The organism is Acinetobacter sp. 1124_18A (assembly GCF_052824995.1).
In genome coordinates, this window is record NZ_VTDF01000001.1 from 19462 (window position 1) to 46272 (window position 26811).

General features: G+C 37.9%; 22 protein-coding genes, 3 tRNA genes and 3 pseudogenes. 18 read left to right on the forward strand and 10 right to left on the reverse strand.

Annotated elements, in window-relative coordinates:
* Positions 1–66 precede the first annotated feature (66 nt).
* The 3 genes from ftsH to FY048_RS00090 all read left to right on the forward strand — a co-directional run bounded on the left by ftsH (position 67) and on the right by FY048_RS00090 (position 3398).
* Positions 67–1962 (forward strand): ATP-dependent zinc metalloprotease FtsH, encoded by a 1896-nt coding sequence (ftsH, locus tag FY048_RS00080; RefSeq protein WP_035366433.1) that lies wholly within the window; start codon positions 67–69, stop codon positions 1960–1962.
* Between the two features lie 135 nt (positions 1963–2097).
* Positions 2098–2949 carry a dihydropteroate synthase gene (folP, locus tag FY048_RS00085; RefSeq protein ID WP_446089693.1) on the forward strand — a complete coding sequence of 284 codons (852 nt, stop codon included), beginning with the start codon at positions 2098–2100 and terminating at the stop codon, positions 2947–2949.
* A gap of 134 nt (positions 2950–3083) precedes the next feature.
* Positions 3084–3398, forward strand: coding sequence for a DUF5713 family protein (locus FY048_RS00090; RefSeq protein WP_005038721.1), 315 nt, complete (start codon positions 3084–3086; stop codon positions 3396–3398).
* On the opposite strand, the gene FY048_RS00095 is transcribed toward FY048_RS00090, so the two are convergent.
* Both FY048_RS00095 and FY048_RS00100 read right to left on the reverse strand, forming a co-directional pair.
* The gene (locus FY048_RS00095) at positions 3399–3740 is read right to left on the reverse strand and encodes a hypothetical protein (RefSeq protein WP_446089694.1); all 342 of its coding nucleotides are present in this window, start codon (positions 3738–3740) and stop codon (positions 3399–3401) included.
* Positions 3741–3817: 77 nt separating this feature from the next.
* A tRNA-Leu gene (locus FY048_RS00100) sits at positions 3818–3903 on the reverse strand.
* Positions 3904–4098: 195 nt separating this feature from the next.
* On the opposite strand from FY048_RS00100, the gene FY048_RS00105 reads away from it, so the two are divergent.
* A complete protein-coding gene (locus FY048_RS00105) occupies positions 4099–5862 on the forward strand; it encodes an alkaline phosphatase D family protein (protein WP_446089695.1) in 1764 nt (587 codons plus the stop codon).
* Between the two features lie 103 nt (positions 5863–5965).
* On the opposite strand, the gene FY048_RS00110 is transcribed toward FY048_RS00105, so the two are convergent.
* Positions 5966–6051: transfer RNA gene (locus FY048_RS00110), tRNA-Leu, on the reverse strand.
* An 11-nt stretch (positions 6052–6062) separates the two neighbouring features.
* Positions 6063–6136: transfer RNA gene (locus tag FY048_RS00115), tRNA-Cys, on the reverse strand.
* 152 nt (positions 6137–6288) lie between these two features.
* On the opposite strand from FY048_RS00115, the gene folD reads away from it, so the two are divergent.
* Together folD and FY048_RS00125 are read left to right on the forward strand one after the other, a co-directional pair.
* Positions 6289–7137 (forward strand): bifunctional methylenetetrahydrofolate dehydrogenase/methenyltetrahydrofolate cyclohydrolase FolD, encoded by an 849-nt coding sequence (gene folD, locus FY048_RS00120; RefSeq protein WP_446089696.1) that lies wholly within the window; start codon positions 6289–6291, stop codon positions 7135–7137.
* A gap of 225 nt (positions 7138–7362) precedes the next feature.
* Positions 7363–8031 carry a class I SAM-dependent methyltransferase gene (locus FY048_RS00125; RefSeq protein WP_446089697.1) on the forward strand — a complete coding sequence of 223 codons (669 nt, stop codon included), beginning with the start codon at positions 7363–7365 and terminating at the stop codon, positions 8029–8031.
* 22 nt (positions 8032–8053) lie between these two features.
* Here the strand turns inward: FY048_RS00125 and FY048_RS00130 are convergent, their stop codons facing one another.
* Positions 8054–8476, reverse strand: a complete 423-nt coding sequence (locus FY048_RS00130; RefSeq protein ID WP_003650088.1) for a hypothetical protein — start codon at positions 8474–8476, stop codon at positions 8054–8056.
* 117 nt (positions 8477–8593) lie between these two features.
* Complete coding sequence (locus FY048_RS00135; RefSeq protein ID WP_446089698.1) at positions 8594–9925, reverse strand: MFS transporter; 1332 nt, start codon at positions 9923–9925, stop codon at positions 8594–8596.
* 374 nt (positions 9926–10299) lie between these two features.
* On the opposite strand from FY048_RS00135, the gene glpK reads away from it, so the two are divergent.
* Both glpK and glpD read left to right on the forward strand, forming a co-directional pair.
* Positions 10300–11808 (forward strand): glycerol kinase GlpK, encoded by a 1509-nt coding sequence (glpK, locus tag FY048_RS00140; RefSeq protein ID WP_446089699.1) that lies wholly within the window; start codon positions 10300–10302, stop codon positions 11806–11808.
* A 150-nt stretch (positions 11809–11958) separates the two neighbouring features.
* On the forward strand, positions 11959–13476 hold the full coding sequence (glpD, locus tag FY048_RS00145; protein ID WP_446089700.1) for a glycerol-3-phosphate dehydrogenase: 1518 nt from the start codon (positions 11959–11961) through the stop codon (positions 13474–13476).
* Between the two features lie 41 nt (positions 13477–13517).
* Here glpD and FY048_RS00150 read toward each other — a convergent pair whose 3' ends face one another.
* Positions 13518–15350 carry a phosphoenolpyruvate carboxykinase (GTP) gene (locus FY048_RS00150; protein WP_446089701.1) on the reverse strand — a complete coding sequence of 611 codons (1833 nt, stop codon included), beginning with the start codon at positions 15348–15350 and terminating at the stop codon, positions 13518–13520.
* 389 nt (positions 15351–15739) lie between these two features.
* On the opposite strand from FY048_RS00150, the gene FY048_RS00155 reads away from it, so the two are divergent.
* The 8 genes from FY048_RS00155 (at position 15740) to FY048_RS00190 (ending at position 22816) form a co-directional block, all read left to right on the forward strand.
* Positions 15740–16678 carry a diacylglycerol/lipid kinase family protein gene (locus FY048_RS00155; protein WP_016137273.1) on the forward strand — a complete coding sequence of 313 codons (939 nt, stop codon included), beginning with the start codon at positions 15740–15742 and terminating at the stop codon, positions 16676–16678.
* Complete coding sequence (locus FY048_RS00160) at positions 16659–17417, forward strand: metallophosphoesterase family protein (protein WP_446089702.1); 759 nt, start codon at positions 16659–16661, stop codon at positions 17415–17417. The genes FY048_RS00155 and FY048_RS00160 overlap by 20 nt, the downstream gene beginning before the upstream one ends.
* Before the next feature lie 190 nt (positions 17418–17607).
* On the forward strand, positions 17608–17898 hold the full coding sequence (locus FY048_RS00165; RefSeq protein WP_002120604.1) for a co-chaperone GroES: 291 nt from the start codon (positions 17608–17610) through the stop codon (positions 17896–17898).
* 58 nt (positions 17899–17956) lie between these two features.
* Positions 17957–19591, forward strand: coding sequence for a chaperonin GroEL (groL, locus tag FY048_RS00170; RefSeq protein WP_446089703.1), 1635 nt, complete (start codon positions 17957–17959; stop codon positions 19589–19591).
* A 292-nt stretch (positions 19592–19883) separates the two neighbouring features.
* Complete coding sequence (locus tag FY048_RS00175) at positions 19884–20027, forward strand: hypothetical protein (RefSeq protein ID WP_446089704.1); 144 nt, start codon at positions 19884–19886, stop codon at positions 20025–20027.
* Between the two features lie 141 nt (positions 20028–20168).
* Positions 20169–20306 (forward strand): hypothetical protein, encoded by a 138-nt coding sequence (locus tag FY048_RS00180; protein WP_446089705.1) that lies wholly within the window; start codon positions 20169–20171, stop codon positions 20304–20306.
* A gap of 944 nt (positions 20307–21250) precedes the next feature.
* Complete coding sequence (locus FY048_RS00185) at positions 21251–21433, forward strand: hypothetical protein (protein WP_446089706.1); 183 nt, start codon at positions 21251–21253, stop codon at positions 21431–21433.
* A 696-nt stretch (positions 21434–22129) separates the two neighbouring features.
* A complete protein-coding gene (locus tag FY048_RS00190; protein ID WP_446089707.1) occupies positions 22130–22816 on the forward strand; it encodes an O-antigen ligase family protein in 687 nt (228 codons plus the stop codon).
* Positions 22817–22829: 13 nt separating this feature from the next.
* Here FY048_RS00190 and FY048_RS00195 read toward each other — a convergent pair whose 3' ends face one another.
* On the reverse strand, positions 22830–23819 hold the full coding sequence (locus FY048_RS00195; RefSeq protein ID WP_446089708.1) for a right-handed parallel beta-helix repeat-containing protein: 990 nt from the start codon (positions 23817–23819) through the stop codon (positions 22830–22832).
* A 146-nt stretch (positions 23820–23965) separates the two neighbouring features.
* Between FY048_RS00195 and FY048_RS00200 the strand changes: the two are divergent.
* Positions 23966–24329: pseudogene (locus FY048_RS00200) on the forward strand (hypothetical protein).
* Positions 24329–24933 (forward strand): annotated as a pseudogene (locus tag FY048_RS00205) (N-acetylmuramidase domain-containing protein). The pseudogenes FY048_RS00200 and FY048_RS00205 overlap by 1 nt, the downstream one beginning before the upstream one ends.
* Before the next feature lie 67 nt (positions 24934–25000).
* On the opposite strand, the pseudogene FY048_RS00210 reads toward FY048_RS00205, so the two are convergent.
* Positions 25001–26107, reverse strand: a pseudogene (locus FY048_RS00210) (tyrosine-type recombinase/integrase).
* 276 nt (positions 26108–26383) lie between these two features.
* Positions 26384–26758, reverse strand: a complete 375-nt coding sequence (locus tag FY048_RS00215) for a diacylglycerol kinase (RefSeq protein ID WP_016137277.1) — start codon at positions 26756–26758, stop codon at positions 26384–26386.
* Positions 26759–26811: the final 53 nt, after the last annotated feature.

Sequence of the window (26811 nt, forward strand, 5' to 3'; positions counted from 1 at the left end):
TGCTGCTTTTATGACGATCGGCCAAGTTTGGGCATGATCAAATTAGATCGATATGGGAATAAAGCTTTGAGCGATTACTTCAAGAATGCCGTATTGTGGCTAATAATACTTGGTGTTCTGATTTTAATTTTCAGTAATATCAGTGACCGCAACAAGCCTACTGCGATGAAATATTCAGATTTCGTTGCAGCGGTGAATAGTGGCCAAATTAAGCAAGTCACAATTGACGGTTTAAATATTAATGGTGAAAAAACTAACGGATCACAGTTTGAAACTGTTCGTCCGCAAGTTGAAGACACTGAGCTTATGCCAAGCTTAAATAAACAAAATGTTGTTGTTGAGGGAACAGCTCCACAACGTCAAGGCATTTTGATGCAACTTCTCATTGCTAGTTTCCCTGTACTGTTAATCATTTTGTTATTCATGTTCTTTATGCGTAACATGGGTGGTGGTGCAGGCGGAAAGAATGGACCGATGAGTTTTGGTAAGTCGAAGGCAAAAATGCTTTCTGAAGACCAGATCAAAGTCAATTTTTCTGACGTCGCCGGCTGTGATGAAGCAAAACAAGAAGTTGTTGAAATTGTAGATTTCTTAAAAGACCCTGCAAAATTCAAACGTTTGGGCGCTACTATTCCTCGTGGCGTACTTATGGTTGGTCCTCCGGGCACTGGTAAAACGTTATTAGCTAAAGCAATTGCTGGTGAAGCGAAAGTTCCTTTCTTCAGCATTTCAGGTTCTGACTTTGTAGAAATGTTCGTGGGTGTGGGTGCGTCCCGTGTCCGTGATATGTTTGAGCAAGCGAAGCGTCACGCGCCATGTATCATCTTTATTGATGAGATTGATGCAGTTGGTCGTCACCGTGGTTCAGGTACAGGCGGTGGTCATGATGAGCGTGAACAAACCTTAAACCAGATGCTTGTGGAAATGGATGGTTTTGAAGGCAATGAAGGCGTAATTGTTATTGCTGCAACTAACCGTTCTGATGTGCTTGATAAAGCATTATTACGTCCAGGTCGTTTTGACCGTCAAGTAATGGTTGGTTTACCGGATATTCGTGGTCGTGAACAAATTCTGAATGTACATTTGAAAAAGTTACCTTCAGTTACAGGTGTTGACATGAAAGTGTTAGCACGTGGTACACCAGGTTTCTCTGGCGCACAATTGGCAAACCTTGTTAACGAAGCTGCATTATTTGCTGCACGTCGTAATAAGAATACTGTCGACATGCATGACTTTGAAGATGCAAAAGACAAAATCTACATGGGTCCAGAGCGTAAGTCGATGGTTCTACGTGAAGAAGAGCGTCGTGCAACTGCTTATCATGAAGCTGGTCATGCAATTGTTGCAGAAATTTTGCCAGGTACAGATCCTGTTCATAAAGTAACAATCATGCCGCGTGGTTGGGCTTTGGGCGTAACTTGGCAGTTACCTGAGCAAGACCAGATTAGCCATTATAAAGACAAGATGCTAAATGAAATTGCGATTTTGTTTGGTGGTCGTATTGCTGAGGAAGTGTTTATTCAACAGCAATCTACTGGTGCTTCAAATGACTTTGAGCGAGCTACTAAAATGGCGCGTGCAATGGTTACTAAGTACGGTATGTCTGACAAAATGGGTGTAATGGTTTACGAAGACGAAAACCAAAATGGCTTCTTTGGAAATGTAGGTAGCCGTACGATTTCTGAAGCAACTCAACAGTTGGTTGACGAAGAAGTACGCCGTATTCTTGATGAGCAATATAAAGTTGCGCGTAATATCTTGGAAGGTAATAAAGATATTGCACATGCAATGGTAAAAGCTTTGATGGAGTGGGAAACCGTTGATCGTGATCAAATTCGTGACATTATGGAAGGTCGTGAACCACAACCACCTAAAGTCTATGTTGCTGAAAATCCAGTGGCTGCATTTGAACCACCAAAAGATGGTCCATCTACACCACCACCATTACCAGCAATGAACTAAATTAGTTAAAAAAAAGAGCCACAGTCATGTGGCTCTTTTTTTATGCATGTATTTCAGACAAAGCCGAAAAGAAATCAGCAGTATATCGAGCACAGACTTGTTAAAATGTTGCCGAATATTAAATTGGAGCTTGTTATGCAGCTAATGCCTTTACCTAAGCAAATTCTACAATGTGGACAGCTTCAGTTAGATTTATCACAGCCTCACGTTATGGGCATTTTAAATGTCACACCGGACTCTTTTAGTGATGGTGGAAAGCATAATCAAGTGGATCAGGCTATTGCGCATGCGCTAATCATGATAGAGCAGGGTGCTACCATTATCGATATTGGTGGGGAATCTACGCGTCCAGGGGCATCTGAAGTAAGAGTAGAAGAAGAAATCAGAAGAGTTGTACCTGTGGTTAAGGTTTTAGCTAAACATGATGTAATTCTGTCGATTGATACGAGTCAGCCTGATGTCATTCGTGCAGCGAAAGAAGCGGGTGCTCATATTTGGAATGACGTACGTGCGCTTACTCGACCAAACGCTTTAAAAACTGCGGTAGAGTTAGATATACCTGTAGTGATCATGCATATGCGTGGTGAGCCCACTACAATGAATCAACTAGACCAATATACGGATGTAACGTTAGATGTAATACAAGAGCTTCAGCAGCGCGTGGACGAGGCTTTAACTGCGGGCGTAAAAAAACAGAATATTATTATTGATCCGGGGTTTGGTTTTGCAAAAAATGCACAGCAAAACTTAAAATTATTAAATGAATTTTGGAAGCTCCATGGAATGGGTTATCCAATTTTATCTGGTCTTTCTCGTAAACGTTTTATTGGAGAAGCTTTAAAGGGTGTAGCTGCAGATCAGCGTGCGGTGGGGAGTGTGACGGGTCATTTGCTCAGTATTCAGCAAGGAGCATCCATTGTTCGTGCACATGATGTAAAAGCTATGCATGAGGCAATTCTTGTTTGGAAAGCGATGGAAAAAGCTTGAAGAAAATAGGCTTTTATAATCTGATTATGATTAATTGATTTCATAGATTAGATGGTTAAGTCAGGGAAAATTGTCGTTATTGTTTTAAAAATATGTTATAAGCGGCAGGTTTCTGCTGCTGTGTAAACTTTTGTATGTTCGAAGACTTACTTCTCCCAATGTTTGATGATGAGTATTATCCAGATATTTTAGTCGCTGAACTCAAGCAGTTAATTGAACAATTTGCCAAAAAAGTTCAAAAGTCTGCTTTAGCTGATCAGGATATCTATCGCTATGCTCATCAAACTGTTATTGAAATTAATGAAATGAAACCACAGTTTGAAGATCTGGATTCTTCGCTAGATGATAGCGCTGCTGACTATATTGCTGAAGCAATGATGATGGTGGCACAAGGTGCGGGATATTTAGATCTTGAGATGGAAGAGCTGGTGATGAATCGAGAGTGGTGATTACTCTCGATTCTCAACATTTTCAAATGCATCTAACAAATGACAAGATGCCTTTAAATGAATTTCATCTATTTCTTTAATTTTTAACACTAAAATACCATTCTCTTGGTATTCGGCATCTGCTAATAAACTGATCCAATAAGTTTCTCGTTTTTCTTCTAATGCTTTGAATTTATCTATTATCTGTTTAGGTGCTTTAATTAAATAATCATCTTTGGTGATAGAGCAGCGAGAAAAGTGCCAGTTGTCATCTTTAAAAGAAATAGTGCCAGAAAAAAGATCTGTAGCGTAAACCTTGGATATGGAAAGGATGCTACACAGAAGTAATAATATTCTTATCATAAAATTCATTTTTAATTAGGCATAAAAAAACCAGCTTACGCTGGATTCTTTGTAACACCAAATTCAATATTTGAAAATGGTGCCCGGGGCCGGACTCGAACCGGCACGCTTTGTGGGCGGGGGATTTTAAATCCCCTGTGTCTACCTATTTCACCACCCGGGCATGTGCGCAATAATAGATGACAAGAAGCAGATTGGCAAGAGAAAATCAGATAGTTTGCTTTATTTTCAATCAGTTCGTACATCTATTTAAAGATAAGATCTATTTAAGTCATAATTTCTTCATCAAATTGATATCAGTTGTTCATCTTCTGTACCTAAGTTTAAAGCACTCATTGCTTAAAACTTAGGTAGTTGTATGTCAGAGAAAATTTCACGCCGAGAATTAATTCAAAAAAGTCTATTCGGTTTTGGGGCGCTGTCTTTGCCTGTAGCTTTTACAGGTTGTAATGATGGTTCAGACGATGAAAATACAGAGGCACAAGCAGATTTTTTACATGGAGTTGCGAGTGGCGACCCTTTACAAGATAAAGTGATTTTATGGACACGATTAACACCACTAGACCTTAGTGCACGTCTTAAAGTAGCTTGGGAAATTACTACTGATAATCAGTTTAAACAGAATTTGAAGACGGGAGTGGTTGAAACGACCAAGACTGACGATTTCACCGTAAAGGTAGATGCAACAGGACTACAGGCAAATACTATTTATTATTATCGTTTCCGTTTTGGTAATAAAGTTTCCGCTGTTGGTCAAACTAAAACACTACCAATAAGCACTAATAAAGTTAGTTTTGCAGTTTGTTCTTGTTCTAACTATCCTGCGGGTTACTTTTATGTTTACCGTGAGATGGCAAAGCAAAATGTCGATGTAGTTATTCATTTGGGTGATTATATTTATGAATATGGGGCAGGTGGCTATGCGACGGAAGACGCCGCAAAACTTGGCCGAACCTTACCATCCGATAATAATAAAGAAATTATTAAATTAGATGATTATCGCAAACGTTATGCGCTATATCGTCAAGATAAAGACTTGCAGGCAGCTCACCAGCGTCATCCTTTTATTGTCATTTGGGATGATCACGAGTTAGCAAATGATGCTTGGCGAGATGGGGCAGAAAATCATCAGGATAAGGAAGGGCCTTTTTCTGATCGTAAGTTAGCTGCTCTACAAGCTTATTTTGAATGGATGCCTATTCGTCCCGTTTCTAGTACAGATCATCTAAATATTTACCGACAGTTTAATTTTGGCTCACTCGTACAGTTAACAATGCTAGATACACGCATTATTGCGCGAGATAAACAGCTTGAATATGCTGATTACATGACAGCTGCTGGTTTGAATGCTCAAAAGTTTCAGACTGACTTAACGAATCCAAAGCGTACTTTAATGGGTTATACACAAAGGGATTGGTTGGTTGATAAATTGAAGCAATCTACAGCAACATGGAATGTGATTGGTCAGCAAGTCTTAATGAGTAAGATGTGGATTCCTGCTGAGTTATTGTTGTCTTTAGGGCAAATTACTTCGGGTGGAGCTTCGGCTGAAACCTTGGCTAAAATGAATGCTCAAATTACAGAATTAGTCACTTTGAAATTACGTTTAGAGCAGGGTGATCCAACTTTAACCGCTCAAGAAAAGGCGCGAGTCACAACAGTGGTGCCGTATAACCTTGATGCTTGGGATGGTTATTATGCGGAACGTGAAACCGTATATGAAAACTTAGCAAATTTAAATAAGAAAGTTATTGTTCTGGCAGGCGATACTCATAATGCATGGGCATCTTATTTGCATAGCCAAAAAGGTCAGTATGTTGGGGTTGAACTGGCGACAAGTTCAGTTTCTTCACCGGGTCTTGAAAAGTATTTGAGTATTCCAATCGCTCAGTTGCAACAATTTGAATTTGCCTTTACTACGCTTATTGATGAATTGGCTTATTGTAATTTAAATCAGCGAGGTTATTTGGTGGTTACACTAGATGATAAGCAGGTGCAGTCAGACTGGATTTTTGTAGATTCAATTAAAAGTGCAGAATATAAAGTAGATGCAAGTCGAAACTTTCAATTGGTGTTGGATAAGAATTTAACACCTGAAAAAGATAAGCAAAAAACTGCTTAAATAGATCGAGTGGAGAAGGATGCTAATAGGCATCCTTTTTTATAGGCATAAAAAAACCAGCTTACGCTGGATTTTTTATTGCACCATTTTCTATACTAGAAAATGGTGCCCGGGGCCGGACTCGAACCGGCACGCTTTGTGGGCGGGGGATTTTAAATCCCCTGTGTCTACCTATTTCACCACCCGGGCTTTACCAAATTTGGAGGCGGAGGTCGGAATCGAACCGGCGTCCACGGAGTTGCAGTCCGCTGCATGACCACTCTGCCACCCCGCCTACATTTGGTGATGCACATATTAGCAACCTTTAGAAAAAAAACAATACTGTTTTTAGTGAAGATGAACATAAAAGCAACATCTAGAATAAAATTGTCCAAATAATCATGTATTATTGGCATATTAAATTCATGTCTACCTTGGAGATGTGCTGTGGCATTGGTTTTAGACGGTCGTGCATTAGCAAAGCAAATTGAAGAAAATTTGTCGGTACGTGTTGAGGCTTTAAAAGCTAAAACAGGTCGTACCCCAATTTTGGCGACTATTTTAGTTGGGGATGATGGCGCATCTGCAACTTATGTACGCATGAAAGGAAATGCTTGCCGTCGAGTAGGTATGGACTCTTTAAAAATTGAATTACCAGAAGAAACTACAACAGAACAATTATTAGCAGAAATCGAAAAGCTTAATGCCAATCCAGATGTTCACGGTATTCTTTTACAACATCCAGTACCTGCACAGATTGATGAGCGTGCATGTTTTGATGCGATTTCGTTAGCTAAAGATGTCGATGGCGTAACTTGTCTTGGTTTTGGCCGTATGGCAATGGGTGAAGCTGCATATGGTTCAGCAACACCTGCTGGCATTATGACCATTTTAAAAGAAAACAATATCGAAATTGCGGGCAAACATGCAGTTGTTGTTGGCCGTTCTGCAATTTTAGGTAAACCAATGGCAATGATGTTGTTGCAAGCCAATGCAACAGTAACGATTTGCCATTCACGTACTCAAAATTTAGCTGAACTCGTTAAACAGGCTGATATTATTGTTGGTGCTGTAGGTAAAGCCGAACTCATCCAAAAAGATTGGATTAAACAAGGTGCAGTGGTGGTCGATGCTGGTTTTCATCCACGCGATGGCGGTGGTGTAGGCGATATTCAGCTACAAGGTATTGAAGAAATTGCTTCTGCTTACACACCAGTACCGGGTGGTGTTGGTCCAATGACAATTACAACTTTGATTCGTCAAACTGTAGAAGCAGCTGAAAAAGCTTTAGGTTAATTTAATTTATTCACGACGGCGTCCTACCGTTTAACGCAAATGTTAGGAGCTCGTATGTTACTTTTCTTTCGGGATGAGTAGCGAAGCTACGCAAGACCAAAACGGTTGCTGTAATTAAAGCAGTGGAATTGAAGTAACTAGCCACTATCATGCTTTAAGCTACTGTTTTAGTCTTGCTCGCGATGCAGATGATCAAATAGTAATTATAAATTGTTGAGCTTATTTATGAGCTGCACCTTTCAACTTACCAAAGCCCCTGAACATTTACTTCAAGCCTTGCATGAAGTCATTCCTCATTGTGAGTTGATGGTACAACAGTTACCAGAAACACCTATTTCTTTATGGTTGATTCCACCCATTTTCCCAACTGATCGCTTAGATGATGAGGTTATTCGCCGCATCTGGAATGACACGCCATATTGGATTTTTTGCTGGGCATCTGGTTTAGCAATGGCGCAGTGGTTACTTTCAGAGCCACATCATGTTAAAGATAAAGTTGTTCTAGATTTTGGTGCAGGTTCGGGTGTTGTTGCAATTGCAGCTAAAATGGCGGGTGCTAAAAGAGTAATTTGTTGTGATATTGATCAAGTTAGTCTGAATGCTTGTCGCGAAAATGCTGTGTTAAATGATGTTGAGCTGGAATATCTGGACGATTTATATAAAGCAGAGCAAGTTGATGTTTTATTGGCTGCTGATGTTTTGTATGACCAGTGCAACCGTTTCTTTTTAGATGAATTTTTGAAATTTGCGCCAGAGGTTTGGGTCGCAGATAGCCGTGTTAAAAACTTTAGTCATCCAAAATATCAAAAAATTGATGAAAGAAGTGCATCAACATGGCCAGATCTTGATGAAGCTAAAGAATTTAGAAATGTAAGTTTTTATAAGACGCTGTAAAAGAACAGCGTCTTAATTTAGATTATGAGCAAGTATAACGAACCACTTTTAACGTACTTGGGCGTGCTTCAAGTGCTTGGCGAGTCGCATAGTCTTCGCCATTGTTTAAGCTTGGCGTATTCGATAAACCAAATGAGGCACGAGTTTCGCCCAATTGAACGCCATAATGTTCTTGTTGAGCCGGATTTGAAATCTCATTAATGCTTAGAACTGATAATTTATAAACTTTTTGAGCACCTAATACATTTTGACAAGCACGTTGCAATTTACGTTCGTCTAACTGCTGATTAGTGCGGCTAGCCAATGTATAAGCTAAAGTTGCCGAAGTTTTTGTTTGGTTTTCAATTTGATAGCCAGTTGAGCCATTATATTGTCGAGGGGTGGTCTGACAAGCAGTTAAAATAAACATACTGCTTAATGCCAAACATAAAATACTTCTATTCATCAGTATAATCCTTATATTCTTATCTCTAGTATCTCATAAAATACAGCGATTGTTGGGGCTTAATCGCACGATTTAAGCTAACATCAGCTGGCGATATTAACTCTTATTGGTAAAATATTAATGTTCTTTAATTTTTGAATGATGCTTAGTATCTTTCATAAAAATATAAATAATAAGTGAAATGAAGATCATAATACTTACATAAATAAAGTACCAAGATTCATGTCCAGCTTCTTTAAAACTTAAAGCAAAGAACTCTGCTGTACCGCCAAACAATGTATTGGCAATCGCGTAGGGTAAAGCTACCCCTAAAGCCCGAATATGCGCAGGAAATAGCTCTGCTTTAACCACGGCATTAATTGAAGTGTAGCCAGTTACCATGACTAGGCCTGCCAAGCATAACCAGAAAGCAGTCCAATAATTCTGTGTGGTTGCAAGCGCATTAAATAAAATATAAGTAAATAAAACCCCAGTTACACCAAAGGCAATCATAAGTGGTTTACGCCCGATCCGGTCTGACAAAGCACCGGCTACAGGTTGTAAGCACATGAAAATAAATAGCGCTAAAGTGGTAATTTGAGTGGCTTCGGGTTTTGTAAATCCGGAAGTATTCACTAAATATTTTTGTAGGTACGTGGTGTAGGTATAAAAAGCTAAAGTTCCGCCAGCAGTTAAAAATAATACTGTAAAAGCTTCTTTCGGGTAGTGCTTGAATAAGGCAAACATGCCTGATTCTGGTTGGTCTTTTTCAGCTTGAGCATTTTTAAAAGATTGTGTTTCTAATAAGCCACGACGAATACGGAACACAACAATTGCAAGTAAAGCGCCAATAAAGAATGGAATGCGCCATCCCCAATCATGCAACTGTTGTTCGGTTAATACCACTTGTAAGATTAAAAGAACACATAGAGCTGTCAGTTGTCCTGCAATTAAGGTGACATATTGGAAACTTGAGAAAAAACCACGCCGATTTTTTTCAGCCATTTCACTTAAATAAGTGGCACTGGCACCATATTCACCGCCTACGCTTAAGCCTTGAATTAAACGAGCGACGACTAATAAGAGAGGGGCAAATACACCAATACTTTCATAACTTGGCGTCACAGAAATAAGAAGTGAACCCACACACATCAAAGTAACGGAAAGTGTAAGACCTGCTTTACGCCCTTTGCGGTCTGAATAGATTCCCATAATCCATGCACCGATCGGGCGCATTAAAAAACCTACAGCAAAAATTGCAGCCGCTTGAAGAAGTTGAGCTGTTTGACTTCCTTTTGGGAAAAATGCATGAGCAAAATAGAGCGTAAATGCGGCATATACGTACCAGTCGTACCATTCGACAAGGTTGCCCGCAGAACCACCCAAAATTGATTTTAGGCGAGTTTTTGTATCTAAATTAGAGTGTGGAGTTGTTGCTGTAGAAGGTTGATCAACCATGGGTCGCTCCATGTTTCGCTTGGGTTGAATGCTAAAAAAAGAGAGGAATTATTCTGTTTTACATATTATCTAGAGGAGTATTTCACTTTATTTTTTTTATGTCTGTAAAACAATGTTTGTTATTTTGAGCAAAGGAATAAGTTAAATCTTTATGTGATTTCAAATTAGTTAATCAGCATATTTTCATAATCTAATTCTAAAATTTCGTATATTATTTTTTCCAACTAGTCAGAAATTGACAAAGAATGAGCAATGTTTAGGTGATGAAGTCCTGTATATCTTAAAAATAATGATATATTCCAAAGAAAATTTTGAATAAATACAGTTAGACATGATGTTTTGGCATTGTGAACTAGATGTGTGTGGATAATGAAAGGGACATTCAGATGTCAAATTGCCCAAAAAAATATATTGTTGCTTTTGATCAGGGAACAACAAGCTCAAGAGCAATTGTTTTAGATCATGATGCTAACGTTGTAAGTATTGCTCAAAAAGAATTTACTCAGATTTATCCGCAGCCAGGTTGGGTTGAGCATGATCCTATGGAAATTTGGGCGACGCAAAGTGCTGTTTGGGTAGAAGCTCTAGCTCAAGCTGGTATCAAGAGCGAACAAGTTGCAGCAATTGGGATTACAAATCAGCGGGAAACCACAATTGTATGGGATAAGAAAACAGGAAAACCTATTTACAATGCAATTGTTTGGCAAAGCCGTCAAACTACAGAAATATGTAATCAATTACAAAAAACGGGTTGGCAAGAATATATTCGTAAAACAACAGGTTTAGTCATTGATCCATATTTCTCTGCCACCAAAATAAAATGGATTTTGGACCATGTAGAAGGAAGCCGTGAACGTGCTGAGCGAGGGGAGTTATTATTTGGTACGGTCGATACATGGTTAATCTGGAAGTTAACTAACGGGGCAGCCCACGTCACTGATTTCACCAATGCTTCGCGAACAATGCTTTTTGATATTGAAAAGCTCGCATGGGATGAAAAACTTTTACAAGCTTTAGATATTCCCAAAGCAATGCTACCCGAAGTTCGTAGTTCATCTGAGGTGTATGGTTATACCCATACCATTAGTGGACAAGAAGTGGGGATTCCGATTGCAGGTATAGCTGGGGATCAACAAGCTGCTCTTTTCGGACAAATGTGTGTAGAACCTGGACAAGCAAAAAACACTTATGGTACAGGCTGCTTTCTATTAATGAACACGGGTAAAAAGATTGTCCGTTCAGAGCATGGTTTACTGACGACGATTGCGTGTGGTGCAAATGGTGAAGTGAACTATGCTTTAGAGGGCGCCGTGTTTAATGGAGGCTCTTGCGTACAGTGGCTGCGTGATGAGCTAAAAGTAATTAAGAATGCTAAAGACTCTGAGCTTTATGCAACACGTGTAAAAGACAGCAATGGTATATATGTTGTACCTGCCTTTACAGGTTTAGGTGCTCCCTATTGGGACCCGACAGCGCGTGGGGCAATCTTTGGTCTCACTCGTGGAGCAAGTATAGAACATATTATTCGTGCAACTTTAGAGTCAATTGCTTACCAGACAAGGGACGTACTTGATGCCATGCAGCAAGATGCAGAAGAAGAGCTTCGTACACTTCGAGTGGATGGTGGGGTAACTGCTAATAATTTCTTAATGCAATTTCAGGCTGATATTTTAGCCACTCCAGTTGAAAGACCAACTATGAAAGAAACAACAGCCCTAGGCGCTGCTTTCCTTGCTGGTTTGGCAACAGATTTCTGGCAAGATTTGAATGAATTAAGGAATAAGTCAGCCATAGAAAAAGTTTTTGAACCACGTGCCAGCCTTGAAGAAACTGAAGTCATGTATAAAGGATGGTTGAAGGCAGTTCAGCGTAGTCAAAATTGGGCAGAGGATTGATTTTTTCTTAAATTAATTAAATTGTAGAGTAATCAATGAGGAGCTTACCTAGTAGGTATTTAAAATTGATTATTCTGCTTTTTTGATTGTTGTTTCATCCATTTGATGTTTTAATTTTTAATAAGATAAACAATAAAAAGAAAATGAGAAATGACAGTACAAGCTAATGATTATTCGAAAATATATAACATTGCCGTGATTGGTGGCGGTATTAATGGCGTCGGTATTGCTAATGATGCAGCAGGCCGTGGCTTATCGGTATTTTTATGTGAAAAAGATGATTTAGCTAGTCACACCTCATCTGCGAGCAGTAAATTAATTCACGGCGGTTTACGCTATTTAGAACATAAAGAATTTCGGTTGGTTAGAGAAGCTTTAGCAGAGCGTGAAGTCTTGTTGGCTAAAGCTCCACATATTATTAAACCAATGCGTTTTATTATGCCTCATCGACCACATTTGCGCCCAGCGTGGTTAATTCGGGCAGGCCTATTTTTTTATGATCATTTAGGGAAACGAGAAAAATTATTAGGGTCAAATCTTATTTATTTCAAAGAAGATAGTCCCCTAAAACCTGCTATAACGCGTGGATTTGAATATTCTGACTGTACTGTAGATGATGCGCGTCTTGTAGTGTTAAATGCGCTACAAGCCAAAGAGAAGGGTGCCAAAGTTGTAACGCGGACAAGATGTGTTAAGGCTTATAGACAACAAGAATTGTGGCATTTGGAACTACAAAGCGGGACTGAGTCTTATCAAATACGTGCAAAAGCCTTGGTGAATGCAGCAGGCCCGTGGGTCGAAGAACTTATTAGTGAAAAACTACAATTAAAATCGCCATATCAAATTCGCCTGATTCAAGGAAGTCATATTGTTGTGCCTAAACTGTATGATTGTCATAAAGCTTTTATTATGCAAAATGAAGACCGACGTATTGTGTTCGCGATTCCTTATTTAGAGCAATACACATTAATAGGTACGACAGATCAGGAATATTTGGATGATCCTCAAAAGGTAGAGATTACAGAAATAGAAATTGATTACCTTTTAACGGTGACAAATTCACATTTTAAAAAGCAGCTCACCCGTGCAGATATCGTCAGTCAGTTTTCTGGAGTCCGAGCGTTATGTGATGATGAGTCAGATAATCCTTCGGCAGTTACACGTGACTATACTGTGGCACTGCAAGTGGAAGACAAAACAACTCCCTTGCTGTGCGTATTTGGTGGAAAGATTACAACCTATCGGAAATTAGCGGAATCTGCCCTAGAGGAACTTAGTCCGTTTTTTACAGATATGGGAGAGGAGTGGACTGCAAATGAAGTATTACCTGGGGCAGAGAATTGGACCACACTTGAAGATTTAGTTATAAAAATTCAAAACCAAGTGGAAGGGGTAACCGATCAGCTTGCTACGCGCTGGGCAAATGCCTATGGCTCTAGAGTTTGGAATATTTTGCATGAACGAAAAGCTCTTGAGCAGTTAGGGCAAAATTTTGGTCATGGTTTATTTGAATCTGAAGTTCAGTATTTATGTGAAAATGAATGGGCAAATACGGCAGAAGATATATTGTGGCGTAGAACTAAGTTAGGTTTGGCATTTGATGAAAAACAAGTAAAAAATTTGGAAAGCTATTTGGCTGGACGTCGACAAAAAGATGATGCCGCATAATAAAAAAGGCCGCACAAGGCGACCTTTTTTATATTTAGCAATTAGAAGCCAGTTTTTACAGCTTCAAGTAAAGCTGTTTGACGTTCTTTTAATGCTTTTGGTAAGCGTTCACCAAGTTTATTGAATAACTCAGTGTGGCTTTCAATTTCAGTAACCCACTGATCTTTATTTTGAGCTGTGATAAGGTCAAATTCTTCTTTAGAGAAATCAGTACCTTCCCAGTTCAAGTCATCGTAAGTTGGAACAAGACCAATTGGTGTTTCAACAGCGTTTGCACGACCTTCACAACGGTCAATAATCCACTCAAGAACACGCATGTTTTGACCGAAACCAGGCCACACGAAGTTGCCTTCAGCATCACGACGGAACCAGTTTACGTTGAAGATTTTTGGTAATTTATTACCAGCAGCTTCAGCTTTTGTACTTACTTCTTGACCAAGGCTTAACCAGTGATCGAAGTAGTCAGCCATGTTGTAGCCAGCAAATGGAAGCATCGCGAATGGGTCACGACGAACGATACCTTGTTGACCAACAGCAGCAGCAGTAGTTTCAGAACCCATAGTTGCAGCTTTATAAACGCCATCAACCCAATCAAAAGCTTCAGAAACTAAAGGAACCGTATCTGCACGGCGACCACCGAAGATAAATGCAGAAATCGGAACGCCTGCTGGATTTTCCCAGTCAGCATCGATAGAAGGGCATTGACCAGCAGCAACAGTGAAGCGCGCATTTGGATGAGCAGCTTTTTCACCATTTACGTGAGGTTGACCTTTCCAGTTAGTTAAGTTAGTTGGAATTTCTTTAGAAAGACCTTCCCACCATACTTGACCGTCGTTAGTTACCGCAACGTTGGTATAGATAACATCTTTGTGAAGAGTTGCCATACAGTTAGGGTTAGTTTTGGTATTCGTACCAGGTGCAACACCAAAGAAGCCAGCTTCTGGATTGATTGCGTATAGACGACCATCTTCACCTGGTTTGATCCAAGCAATATCGTCACCTACAGTCTCAATTTTCCAGCCTTCATAGCCTGCTGGTGGAATTAACATTGCGAAGTTTGTTTTACCACATGCAGATGGGAATGCTGCAGCGATATAGTGTTTTTCACCTTGTGGGTTAGTCACACCAAGAATAAGCATATGTTCAGCTAACCAACCTTGTTCGCGTCCCATAACAGAAGCGATACGAAGTGCTAAACATTTTTTACCAAGTAATGCGTTACCGCCATAACCAGAACCGTAAGACCAGATTTCACGAGTTTCTGGATAGTGAACAATGTATTTTTCAGGGTTACAAGGCCATGCAACGTCCTTTTGCCCTTCAGCAAGTGGAGCACCTACAGTATGAATACAAGGAATAAATTCGCCGTCTGTACCTAATACGTCATAAACTGCTTTACCCATACGTGCCATTTTGCGCATGCTAACAGCAACGTAAGGAGAGTCAGTTAATTCAATACCGATATGAGCAATATGGCTTCCAAGAGGACCCATAGAGAAAGGCACAACGTACATTGTACGACCTTCCATTGATCCCTCGAACAAACCATTTAACTTTTCACGCATAACAGCTGGTTCTTCCCAGTTGTTTGTCGCACCAGCATCTTCTTTCTTTTGAGAGCAAATGTAAGTACGATCTTCAACACGCGCAACATCAGATGGATCAGAATTTGCAAGATAAGAACCAGGATGTTTTTCTTGGTTTAATTTCTGCATGGTGCCGTTAGCGATCATCAAGTCGATTAGACGTTGATACTCTTCTTCGCTTCCGTCACACCATTCGATTTTTGCTGGTTTGGTTAAGTTTGCAATTTCTTCAACCCATGCGATAAGCTTAGGATGACGAACGAATTCTGGTGCGTTCACTGTGGTCATGGTGAGGCCTATTCAAAATATGTACAACGTACAAGTCATTCATTGAGGTACAATGAAAGATCAAATAAAAAAGTGGCTGTATTAAAGCACAAAATCATAAAAAAAATAAGACTAAAGAATAAGAAATAGATATTTTGGTTTTTAATTTTTTTTGATTCAAATCATATATTTATTGTTTTTTGGTGTATTTTATTCCTTACATTTTTATGTTGTATGTGTGTTATTTATATTATTTATTTTTTTTAAAATCAATGACTTGATGTTTAAATTTTTCTTGAGAATTATTATTGATTAAACAAATGATCATCATTCGAAATTTACATAAAGGGACTTTTATTAGGCGATTTTCTATACAAAATACAAGGTAAATCCTCTTTAAGATAATAAAAATGCGGACTTTAAAACCTCTCTCTATCATCTATAACCAGAAATCGGGTTTTCATGCTTCGAAGCATGAAGATATGTATGAACAATTAATGACTGTACTCACCGATTTTGGTTTTGAAATACAAGTTTTTGAATTATCAGAGGATGTCACCTTTGATGAGTTGATGAACAAAGTCATCCATCGGCATAGTCAAAGTGCAAATTTAGGTGTTGTTGTGGCAGCTGGTGGGGATGGAACGTTAAATGCAGTCGCTTCAAAACTTCGACATACCAATATTCCTATGGGAATTTTACCTTTGGGGACTTTTAACTACGTTGCTAAAGTTTTAGATATTCCTTTAGATTTGTTAGAGGCGGCTGAAGTCATTGCTACAGGTACACCGCGTTCTGTACATATTGCGACTATTAACGATCATATTTATTTAAATAATGCGAGCCTAGGCCTTTATCCTTTATTTATAAAAAAACGTGAGCTCTACAATAAATATTTAGGACGTTTGCCTTTACATGCCTATACCTCGGCTTTGGATGTTTTATTAAGAGAAAATAAATCAATGAAGCTCTCCGTCACGGTCGATGGAAAAAAATATCCAGTTAAAACACCTCTAATTTTCTTTGGTAATAATCAACTGCAACTATGTGATATGAAATTAAGAATTGCTGATTGTGCTGCACAGGGGAGAGTTGCTGGAGTGGTCATTACAAAAAGTGATAGGCTTAGTTTATTACATATGCTTTGGCAATGGATTCAGGGAAAGGTTGAAGAGACAAAAGATGTCTATAGTTTCTGTGCTGATCATGTCATCGTTGAATGTGCCAAAAAATCAAAACTTACTGTAGCTTTAGATGGTGAAATATTAGAAATGAAAACACCATTAAATTTCACTGTAGAAAAGAATGCTTTAAATATTATGGTGCCAAATGTTATTACATCTGTCTGATTTGCATTTTGGAACAGAAATCGAAGCCTGTTTAGATGCGATTCGGCTTTTTTGTAGCCAACATAAACCTGAAGTTATTGTAGTGAGTGGAGATATCACTCAGCGAGCCAGATATAAACAGTTTTATAATTGTCGCCAATTTTTAGATAGTCTTAATATTCCTTATCTTATTGTGCCGGGGAATCACGATATTCCTTTGTATCATGTCTGGAACCGTTTTTTTTCTCCATTTACTCGCTATCAATATTTCTTTGGTCAACTTGAGCCTACATTAGAAACTGAGCATTTTTATATTGTTGGCGTAAATAGTATACGCCGCCGTTATCATACTCGTGGACATATTTCGATTGAGCAAATTCAAACGACATATGAGCGCTTAAAACAAGGGCCAGAGAATAAAATCAAATTAGTGGTTTTTCATCAGCCTTTTTATACTCCACCTGATGACGAACATGGTATTAAAGATTGTCCTGTATTGGGAAAAATGGCTCTCGAAAAATGGAGTGCGACCGGGCTATTTGGTATGTTACATGGGCATTTACATAAAACGGCTGTATATGATTTAACGCAGATTTATCAATTAGAAATAGATCATCCTATTTATGATATTCATGCAGGCACAGCCACATCTAGCCGTTTGCATTATCATGTTCCAAATAGTTTTAATGTCATTTCAAATGAAGGAAAAATTGATCATTATTGGTTTAATTATGAAAAGAGAGAGTTTTCTTCTAGCTAACTTAAATTTTAATAAGATTAGTTAATGATGTGGTTGTCTTAAAAACGACCAAAAAAGATAAGTTTTTTTTCATTTTCCCCTTGAAGCCTTTTTTTTCATCCCCACAAAAGTGACATCTAAATATTTTGTTATTGCTCTGGATTAAGGCAATAGCAATTAATCAAAAAGACTAAGTCTGGTGGAGTTAATTATGAGCAACATTCGTCCATTACATGATCGCGTTGTAATTCGTCGCGTAGAAGAAGAAACCAAAACTGCTGGTGGTATTTTACTTCCAGGTTCTGCTGCTGAAAAACCATCTCAAGGTGAAGTAATTGCAGTAGGTAATGGTCAAATCACTGAGAATGGCGTACGTGCTTTGGATGTTAAAGTTGGTGACAAAGTATTGTTTGGTACTTATGCAGGTACAACAGTGAAAGTAAGTGGTGAAGAACTCTTAATCATGAAAGAGTCAGACATTTTAGCTGTGTTGGAAGGCTAATCAATCCATAACTCAATTCATTATCAGATTCAGTATTTAAAAAGATTCGGAGTTTAATATGTCAGCTAAAGACGTAAAATTTGGTGATTCAGCTCGCTCAAAAATGATTGCAGGCGTAAACGTACTTGCAGATGCTGTTAAAGTGACTTTAGGCCCTAAAGGTCGTAACGTTGTTATTGACCGTTCTTTCGGCGCTCCGCACATCACTAAAGATGGTGTAACTGTTGCTAAAGAAATTTCATTAAAAGACAAGTTTGAAAACATGGGTGCTCAACTTGTTCGTGAAGTTTCTAGCAAAACTAACGACATCGCTGGTGACGGTACAACAACGGCAACTGTACTTGCTCAAGCAATTTTAAATGAAGGGATCAAATCTGTAACTGCAGGTATGAACCCAATGGATTTAAAACGTGGTATCGATATCGCAGTAAGAACTGTAGTTGAAAATATCCGTTCAAATGCAAAACCTGCTGATGATTTTAAAGCGATCGAACAAGTTGGTTCTATCTCTGCTAACTCTGATACTACTGTTGGTAAACTTATCGCTCAAGCGATGGAAAAAGTAGGTAAAGAAGGCGTAATCACTGTAGAAGAAGGTTCTGGCTTCGAAGATGCATTAGACGTTGTAGAAGGTATGCAGTTTGACCGTGGTTATATCTCTCCGTATTTTGCAAACAAGCAAGATACTTTAACTGCTGAGCTTGAAAACCCGTTCATCCTTCTTGTTGACAAAAAAATCGGTAACATTCGTGAATTGATTTCTGTTTTAGAAGCAGTTGCGAAAACTGGTAAACCACTTCTTATTATTGCTGAAGATGTTGAAGGCGAAGCGCTTGCTACGCTTGTTGTAAACAACATGCGCGGTATTATCAAAGTATGTGCTGTTAAAGCTCCTGGTTTCGGTGACCGTCGTAAAGCAATGCTTCAAGACATCGCGATCTTAACTGGCGCAACTGTTATTTCTGAAGAAGTTGGTATGTCTTTAGAGCAAGCGACTCTTCAAGATTTAGGTACTGCGCACAAAATCACTGTTTCTAAAGAAAACACTGTAATTGTTGATGGTGCTGGTGATGCAGCTGCTATTGCTGAACGTGTTCAACAAATCCGTGCTCAAATTGAAGAATCTTCTTCAGAATATGACCGTGAAAAATTACAAGAACGTGTTGCTAAATTAGCAGGCGGTGTTGCTGTAATCAAAATCGGTGCGGCAACTGAAGTTGAAATGAAAGAGAAGAAAGACCGCGTAGACGACGCACTTCATGCAACTCGTGCAGCAGTTGAAGAAGGTGTGGTTGCTGGTGGTGGTGTTGCGCTAGTACGTGCTGTAAATGTATTAGACAACCTAAAAGGCGCTAACGAAGATCAAACTGCGGGTATCAATATTTTACGCCGTGCGATCGAAGCTCCACTTCGTCAAATCGTTTCAAATGCTGGTGATGAGCCATCTGTAGTGATTAATGCAGTTAAAGCTGGTGAAGGTAACTTCGGTTATAACGCTGCAACTGGCGAATATGGCGATATGTTAGAAATGGGTATTCTTGACCCTGCTAAAGTAACTCGTTCTGCACTTGAACACGCTGCTTCTGTAGCTGGTTTAATGTTAACTACAGAATGTATGATTACTGACATTCCAGAAGATAAAGCAGCTGTTCCAGATATGGGCGGTATGGGTGGTATGGGCGGCATGATGTAAACCGCTCATTTTTAAGTTAAGAGTTTGTAATATAATATTTAATTTTTTTATTTAAAGAATGGTTACTCACATTTGATTTAGCCACATAAGAAAAGGTCGCTTAATGCGACCTTTTCTTTAGCTGATTTTATGTTCTCAGTTACTGAATTTCATTTTCATCTGTACCTTGCCGAATACAGCTAAGAACATAACTATTTAAACAGAAGTTTTTTACAGTCATTAAAGCTCAGTTTGTAATGAGTAATGGCGGAAAAAACCAACAAGAAATAAATCATTTCGTAGTAATTGTCATGTGCTGACTACTCAGGGAAAAAGCAATATTATTGCTGATTATAATCAGAATAATGTAAGTATTGATGGGTTCCACTTTATTCAAGACAAAACATTGCCTATTGGTGGCGGGGTTTTAAATGACCATCATATGATCCGAGTGTAGGGCGGAGAGTTCTATCGTATTTTAAATAATCGATTTGATGGACAGTATGATTTTAGCCTTGCGTATAAATCAAATATTTTTACAAATCGAAGAGGTTTATTTGGGTTAATTATACTTAATGATGCTGATGATATCGAAGGGATGTTTATTGAGAACCGTGGTTCTTCATTTAAGCGAATAAGCGGTGATGCTTTGAATTCTCTATCACGCGGTGAGCAAATGGCTTGCCGCTTTACTGCCTACAATCCGGAAAATGATCCAACTCAAATATTGGCATAGCTGAAGGTATTGTCTGTACAGGTAATGTTTATCTAAACATTGCAAGCGGGCATTCATATCTAAACGCTACAAAGTTAACTTGTTCATGGGCGATTCATTTTGAAGATATGGGTACAGCCATTCACTCAACAAAAGGACAAGGTGCGATCAATGGGACTTTTTATCCTGCTAATGACCCAATGTTGCATATGATTTTCTTCACATGAGGGAAGTGTAAAAAAACATTGACAATTTATTCATGAATCATTCTATGTTTAATACTATTTCAGATGGTTCGGCATTAAATGAAACAGGAATTGAGGAGCTTACAGGTAGAGTAGGTACAGGTTTTACCCAATATTGAGGAGTACACTACGACACGAAAGCAACAGGTGCTTTATTTAGATATAGTTATAATTTACAAATAGATAAGTCTATAGGTGATGGTGTTGTTGTATCTAGAGATTATGGCGGTGGAACTATTATTGCTAATGCTTGCAACACAGGTGTCAACATTATAAGTAATTACAATAACCTAACTGTACTGTCTACAGGAAATGTATTTAATCGTATGGCAGTTAATGGTAGCTACAATACTATTGACATTCAAACTGATGATAATGTTGTAGTATCTGGATCTAACAATCAATTTTCTGGGTGAGCAGTTGGAACAGTAACGGGTAATGATTACACCGGCCTTGCTGGTTGGCCTGGTGTCGAAGTACTTGGTACTTAAGCCACCTCACAAATGGCTGTATCACGGTTAATGTTCCAAAACATACCAGAGTCCAAGTTAGGGCTGCAAAAGCAATGATTCAATCAAATGCAAGTATCTTTCAGTCAGAACTAATATTTATTAGTGATGCATCAGCTATTTTTGAATTTCGAGATAGTGCTGGTGCGGTATTAAATTCACAATCAAAATAACATTTAATTACGAGTATAAATGTTCATAGTGAGGAAATATGCTTACGCAATATACAGATTTAACTTATCAACAGCACATTAACATGTTTGCTGATCAGGAAATTTGTGAGCATAAGTATATCAAATACCCTGCAATGCAAACCTTTCTATCAGATGGAAGATTTTGCATTGCAAAACTTTGTGAATATTGCGGAAAAATAGAACCCGATGAAGAAGGCTAGTTATTACGGGTGCTAATTAAAGTAAGACCAATCACAGTGCCAATAGTAACAAAAAGGGAGAAATCTACAGGTTCAAAAGATTTTTTGACATTAAAGTATATAAAATTAAAGAAGCAATCATAGAAAATATAACAACAAGTAATTGTAATGATAATTTTTTCATGTAATTTACACTTTGCTATTTGCAATATTTAATTCATATTGAATGAAATATATCAAACCAGATTTTTTATAAATATCATATAGTGCTGTAATCTTATGAAAATTAACAGTAGTAGATTATTTGGAATAGGTGCATTTGTACTTAGTTCAATCATTCTAATTTTTATAGTTAGCATCCCTGCTTTAGCAGTTCTAAGGGTTCCGCTAATCTTAACTCATATTTTTATTTTCTATGGATATGTGTTTTATTTAAAACAAAGGCTTGGATTAAATTTTGGGTTAGTTGTCCTTTTGGCTCTTTTGCTTTATGCACTTTTACAAAGCTTAGTATTGCAGGATGAATGGATTGTAATAGCACAGTCGATTGGTATGGTTTTAATCCTTATACTAACAACACAGATAGCACAGATTAATGCCGTTCAATTCTATGATCAAAATCGTATGAATCGGCTTGCAAAAAAACTACTAATAATCTATCCGTTCTTCTGTGTGAGTTTTAATGCTTGGTCTGACACACGGAGCGCAGGGTTATTTATGAACCCAAACATTACAGCTCATATGGCTGTAATGTTATTGCCATTCATAATGCTTGGGATTAGAACATTCAAATTTAGATTGCTTGCTGTACTTATTGCTCTTGCAATCTCGATTGTTACAGCATCACGTAGTGCAACAATGGCTTTAGCCCTGAGCGTTGGGGTATTTGCATTATTTAGCTTCTTCCCACGTTTGCGTTTCGTCTCAGTTCTTATTGTAGTTTTGGCTGCTACTTTAATATCCGCTTATGGTGTTGACATTGTATCCGCTGTCATTGCTAAGTACTCAATTACTGGTGATTCACGTTTGCTCTATACTGGCTATAACTCGCGTGATATTTTAATGCAAATTGCTGTTGAACGCTTCAAAGGGCAACCTTGGTTCGGACTCGGCTTTGATGGTGCTAAATTCGAATTAGATGGTCATGAACTAGGAACACACAATGGTCTTTTAGACTTGCTATTGCGTTTTGGTATCATTGGTACATCAATATTTGCAATCTTTATGTTGTACTTAGGTTTTATGGTTAGTAGACAAAAGAAGCCATTTAAACCAGTATCGGCAATGGCTCTTGTTGCAATCATGTCTTTATCAACAAACAGTTCAACATTCTTTGTATTCAACTATTTATTCTTGTATGTAGTCGTACTAATTTATGTTGGCTATTTTAATAGAAAGAATTAATAAAACGGGTCCATTATTGGGCCCGACTTATTTTTATCTTAGATTCTTGGTTGTAGTCTAAACACCATGAATGTTTAGGGAATGTATTTTCTTTGTCATAACTAATGTTTTTGACATTGACATTGACATTGTTTTGCCAACTATTAAAACAAAAATTATTCTTCTTATTGGTTTTGTATTTGACCCCATCAATATCGATAGAACCTTTCACTGGTGAGGTTAGGCCATTAATAACAAACCCGAAGTTAGATCTACTGTCGTTGTGGTTGCGTAGTGAAATAGAGATAGGTTTAGGTGAGTTGTTGTATTGCTTCAAAGAAACTTGAAACCCTACACCTGTATTGTCGAAGGTATTTAAGCCATTAAAGTTGATATTACGCAAAACAACTTTATTATTATTTGGCTCAATATCTACAGCATTCGCGGGGTCTGTTCCACCAGTTTTGGAAATATTTAGGTTAGTTGCATTCAGAGTATCCACAGATGTTATGGTTATACCTTGGCGTCTATTATCAGTAAGATTTAAAGAATTAAGGGTAATATTCTTATTGCCATTAGCTCCATTAGTGGCAATGTAGATTCCATCACCCCACATTTTAGAAATCTTCATATTTGAAACAGAAATGTTTTGAGAATCTCTAATCTCAACACCCATACCCCATTCGCCTTTACCATTTAAGTGTGTGTACTTATCACCAATAAGCTGACCACCTGTAATTTTTACATTATTCACATTCGAAACTTTAAATATCCGAGAACTATCATGGCGATTGGGTATTACAAATAGCCGTGTGCCATTCTCCATTTTGATTGATGAGCCACTAGGTGGTTGAATTGATTTATTAGCATCAACCTTAAAGTCACCAGATGGAATCGAGACTGATTTATTCTTCGTAAGCTCAGCATTCACTTGATCAGTGATATCTGTATTCTCAACAAAGTTTTGGGCAAATGCAGAAGAGCAGAAAGCCCATACTGCAAGGGATAAGTATTTAAATTTCATGGCAGATAGCTCGAAATGAATCTTGTAGATTTTATTCTGCCTAATTATAGATTTTCTATGTGAATCTTGTATTACCCAACATCCACCCACAAGCCCTAGCTTTAAATAAGTTAGGGCTTTTTTATTGCTATTAAATTGAGAATGTTATGCAGGAGAACGCGATTCCATGGGTGTTAAAGATTTTTCCAGCAGCTATCGGGGTAATATTAGCGTTGGTACTAAGTGGCGATATTGATAAAGAGGGGAAAAAGTGTCAATGGGAGTTGCTACAAAGTTTGCCTGTAGCGTAACGGTAAGTTTATATGGTGGCCCCGCTTTTCTTGGAAACTTTGGTTTTCTTACTCATTCCACAATGTTCCAAGGTTTCATAATGCTGATTTTTGCAGTATTTGGCTTTTTGGCATTGTTTATCAATCAATTGCTTTAATGAAAGATAAATTATTGAGAGAAGTAATTGCCGAAGTTAAATCTGTATTTGTCGCGATTATAAGCGGTAAATGTAGTGACTAATGAGCAATAAGCTTACTGAGTCACAAATAATTCAACAAGCTGAATCTCTAGGCGTTGAGCCAGCAACATTACAAGTTCTTATTGATGTTGAATGCAAGGGCAGCGGTTTTAATCAAAATGGTACGTCAGTAATTTTATTTGAACTTTATGTCATACGTCAGCGATTAACTGCAAATAATAAAGCTAAGATTGCTGACGAAATGATACGTAAACGTCCTGATCTTTGCAGTAAGACTCCGGCGGCTACGGCTTATATTCTCAACAGCATGCAAAGCTTAATGATAGAGCTAAATATCACCGCACTTGAATCTTGTTCATGGGGAGTTGGTCTGGTATGGGGTGTAACGGGTATTCATTAGACTATCCATCATTACAAGCCTTCATTAATACCATGTATAAAGATGAAGCCTCACAGCTTGAAGCAATGTGCCGTTTTATCAGAGTAAATGGTTTGGATGCATTGAAGAATAAAGTGGAAGGCTTTTGCGCGAGGTTACAATGGCCCAGCTTATACAATAATAATTATGATATTAAGCATTGCCAATGCTTACAGGTTACACAGCTCACACAATTAATAGTAACGTTAATGTCCCTATTTGTGTGAGAACGCTTTAAATGGATTGTGAATAATTTTGCTCATTAACGGTGTGATATGAAGCTAATCAAGGTGGTTAAACCACCCAACTATTAACCTGATCTGCCCACCATATGCATCATATTTCTACGATCATTTAGCCATTATGCATGGTTATAAGAAGTACGCGTTTTATTATCCAAAACATGTGCAAGATGTAGTTCTCCCAGTCTTGGTTAAATCCATTTTCATTAGTAATAGTTGAGGCTGTAGCTCTAAGCTATGCATTCTAAAAGCTATATCAAGATTATCTAATGCTGTGTTTAGTGTGGTTTTTCCTATCGTCTCGTCATCTTCACCAGAAAAGATATATTCACTATTTGGATACAGTTCAAATTGTTCTTTAATGATTTCAATAAGCTGATCTAATAAAGGAACAATATGAATCCTGTTCTTTTTCATATTGCGTTTGCCAGTTAGAATTTCAGCCCTTGATACGGCTGGTATGGTCCAAGTTTTTATCGTCAAAATTTATAACTCTTTTTTCCCTCTTCGAATTTCAATAGATCTGAGCCGAGAATAAGCAGCCACTTTAATAGCATTACGAGTAATTATAGAGCCACCATATATATTTAACTTTGGGAGAAACTCTTTTCTCAGTTTATGTTAAAGGCCTCGCATGGGTAACTTCTGGAAGCTTGATATATCGTCTTAAAGCATAAGTAGGATCAATAGATATTCGTTTAGTGATAATGGTGTAAGTCATAACCTCGCCAATAATTTGCCTTACGAAAATTCCTCGTGCTTCACCATTTCCTTTACCTGACTTTCTTATTCTGATTACAGTGCTATCAAGCACATTTTTTATATCAATTGAATCAACTTCATGAATTGGTTTATTTCCAAGAATAGGGAAGATATCTTTTTTATAATAGCTTTTGCGGCGTATGAACCATTCTTCCGATTGCTGGTCAGTCTTGGACTTTAATAATTCAGAAGCAACTAAACTAAAGGTTCCGCTATTAGCCTGTATCACTTTTAATAGTTCTTCTTGTTGGTAACTTAAAGGGTCTACGCCGTTAGCTAATTGTTTTCGAAATTCTGGAGTTAAACTAACTTCTGGATATTGGCCGATAGTCAGCATATTTGCTTTAGTCAGATAGCGATAACGGAAACGCCAAAACTTACCACCAGATGGACGGATTTATAAACATAATCCAGAATAATCTGCAACTCGAAAGACTTTTCCAGTTGGTTTTATTCGTTTGATTTTTAGATCGTTTAACATGAAGTGTGAGTAATGATGTAATAACACATCAACCCCTTAACCAAAAAAATCCCTGTTTATACAGAGATTTTTTATTTTTACATGATTTTAAGAAATAGTTAAGTTCAATCACTTATATTAAAAAACAGGGACAGCAGCTAGAAGTTCCTCTTTGTTACAACCATGCTTATTTACTTATAAGCATGGTTTTTTTTATCCTAATAAAATGAACAACCATGTAATGGCAATGATAGAAAGTGCGACAAATTGAGCAGCACTTCCCATATCTTTTGCATTTTTAGAAAGCTGATGTTTTTCAAGAGAGACTCGATCAACGACTGCTTCAATAGCTGAATTGAACAGTTCAACGATCATTGCAAATAAACATACAATAATGAGTAAGACATGTTCACTGCGGGTTACATCAAGAAAAAAACTGACTGGAATTAAAATAAGATTAATCAAAACAATTTGACGGAAAGCTGCTTCATTTTTATATGCTGCTTTAAATCCGGAAATCGAGTAGCCCGTTGCATTTAATATACGCTTAAGGCCTGTTTTGCCCTTATAAGGAGAATAGCTATTCATTTACTTATATTTCTGACACATTTCATGCATTATACAATTTGGGTCTTAAAAAA

What these genes read in the sequence shown, in the direction of transcription:
- FY048_RS00155 (WP_016137273.1), top strand. Translation starts at nt 15,740, where the DNA reads ATGCGGACTTTAAAACCTCTCTCTATCATCTATAACCAGAAATCGGGT.
- glpK (WP_446089699.1), top strand. Translation starts at nt 10,300, where the DNA reads ATGTCAAATTGCCCAAAAAAATATATTGTTGCTTTTGATCAGGGAACA.
- FY048_RS00180 (WP_446089705.1), top strand. Translation starts at nt 20,169, where the DNA reads ATGTTTATTGAGAACCGTGGTTCTTCATTTAAGCGAATAAGCGGTGAT.
- FY048_RS00165 (WP_002120604.1), top strand. Translation starts at nt 17,608, where the DNA reads ATGAGCAACATTCGTCCATTACATGATCGCGTTGTAATTCGTCGCGTA.
- FY048_RS00125 (WP_446089697.1), top strand. Translation starts at nt 7,363, where the DNA reads ATGAGCTGCACCTTTCAACTTACCAAAGCCCCTGAACATTTACTTCAA.
- FY048_RS00105 (WP_446089695.1), top strand. Translation starts at nt 4,099, where the DNA reads ATGTCAGAGAAAATTTCACGCCGAGAATTAATTCAAAAAAGTCTATTC.
- FY048_RS00185 (WP_446089706.1), top strand. Translation starts at nt 21,251, where the DNA reads ATGCTTACGCAATATACAGATTTAACTTATCAACAGCACATTAACATG.
- FY048_RS00095 (WP_446089694.1), bottom strand. Translation starts at nt 3,740, where the DNA reads ATGATAAGAATATTATTACTTCTGTGTAGCATCCTTTCCATATCCAAG.
- FY048_RS00090 (WP_005038721.1), top strand. Translation starts at nt 3,084, where the DNA reads ATGTTCGAAGACTTACTTCTCCCAATGTTTGATGATGAGTATTATCCA.
- folP (WP_446089693.1), top strand. Translation starts at nt 2,098, where the DNA reads ATGCAGCTAATGCCTTTACCTAAGCAAATTCTACAATGTGGACAGCTT.
- FY048_RS00215 (WP_016137277.1), bottom strand. Translation starts at nt 26,758, where the DNA reads ATGAATAGCTATTCTCCTTATAAGGGCAAAACAGGCCTTAAGCGTATA.
- FY048_RS00150 (WP_446089701.1), bottom strand. Translation starts at nt 15,350, where the DNA reads ATGACCACAGTGAACGCACCAGAATTCGTTCGTCATCCTAAGCTTATC.
- FY048_RS00135 (WP_446089698.1), bottom strand. Translation starts at nt 9,925, where the DNA reads ATGGAGCGACCCATGGTTGATCAACCTTCTACAGCAACAACTCCACAC.
- FY048_RS00195 (WP_446089708.1), bottom strand. Translation starts at nt 23,819, where the DNA reads ATGAAATTTAAATACTTATCCCTTGCAGTATGGGCTTTCTGCTCTTCT.
- groL (WP_446089703.1), top strand. Translation starts at nt 17,957, where the DNA reads ATGTCAGCTAAAGACGTAAAATTTGGTGATTCAGCTCGCTCAAAAATG.
- FY048_RS00190 (WP_446089707.1), top strand. Translation starts at nt 22,130, where the DNA reads ATGAACCCAAACATTACAGCTCATATGGCTGTAATGTTATTGCCATTC.
- FY048_RS00160 (WP_446089702.1), top strand. Translation starts at nt 16,659, where the DNA reads ATGTTATTACATCTGTCTGATTTGCATTTTGGAACAGAAATCGAAGCC.
- FY048_RS00130 (WP_003650088.1), bottom strand. Translation starts at nt 8,476, where the DNA reads ATGAATAGAAGTATTTTATGTTTGGCATTAAGCAGTATGTTTATTTTA.
- glpD (WP_446089700.1), top strand. Translation starts at nt 11,959, where the DNA reads ATGACAGTACAAGCTAATGATTATTCGAAAATATATAACATTGCCGTG.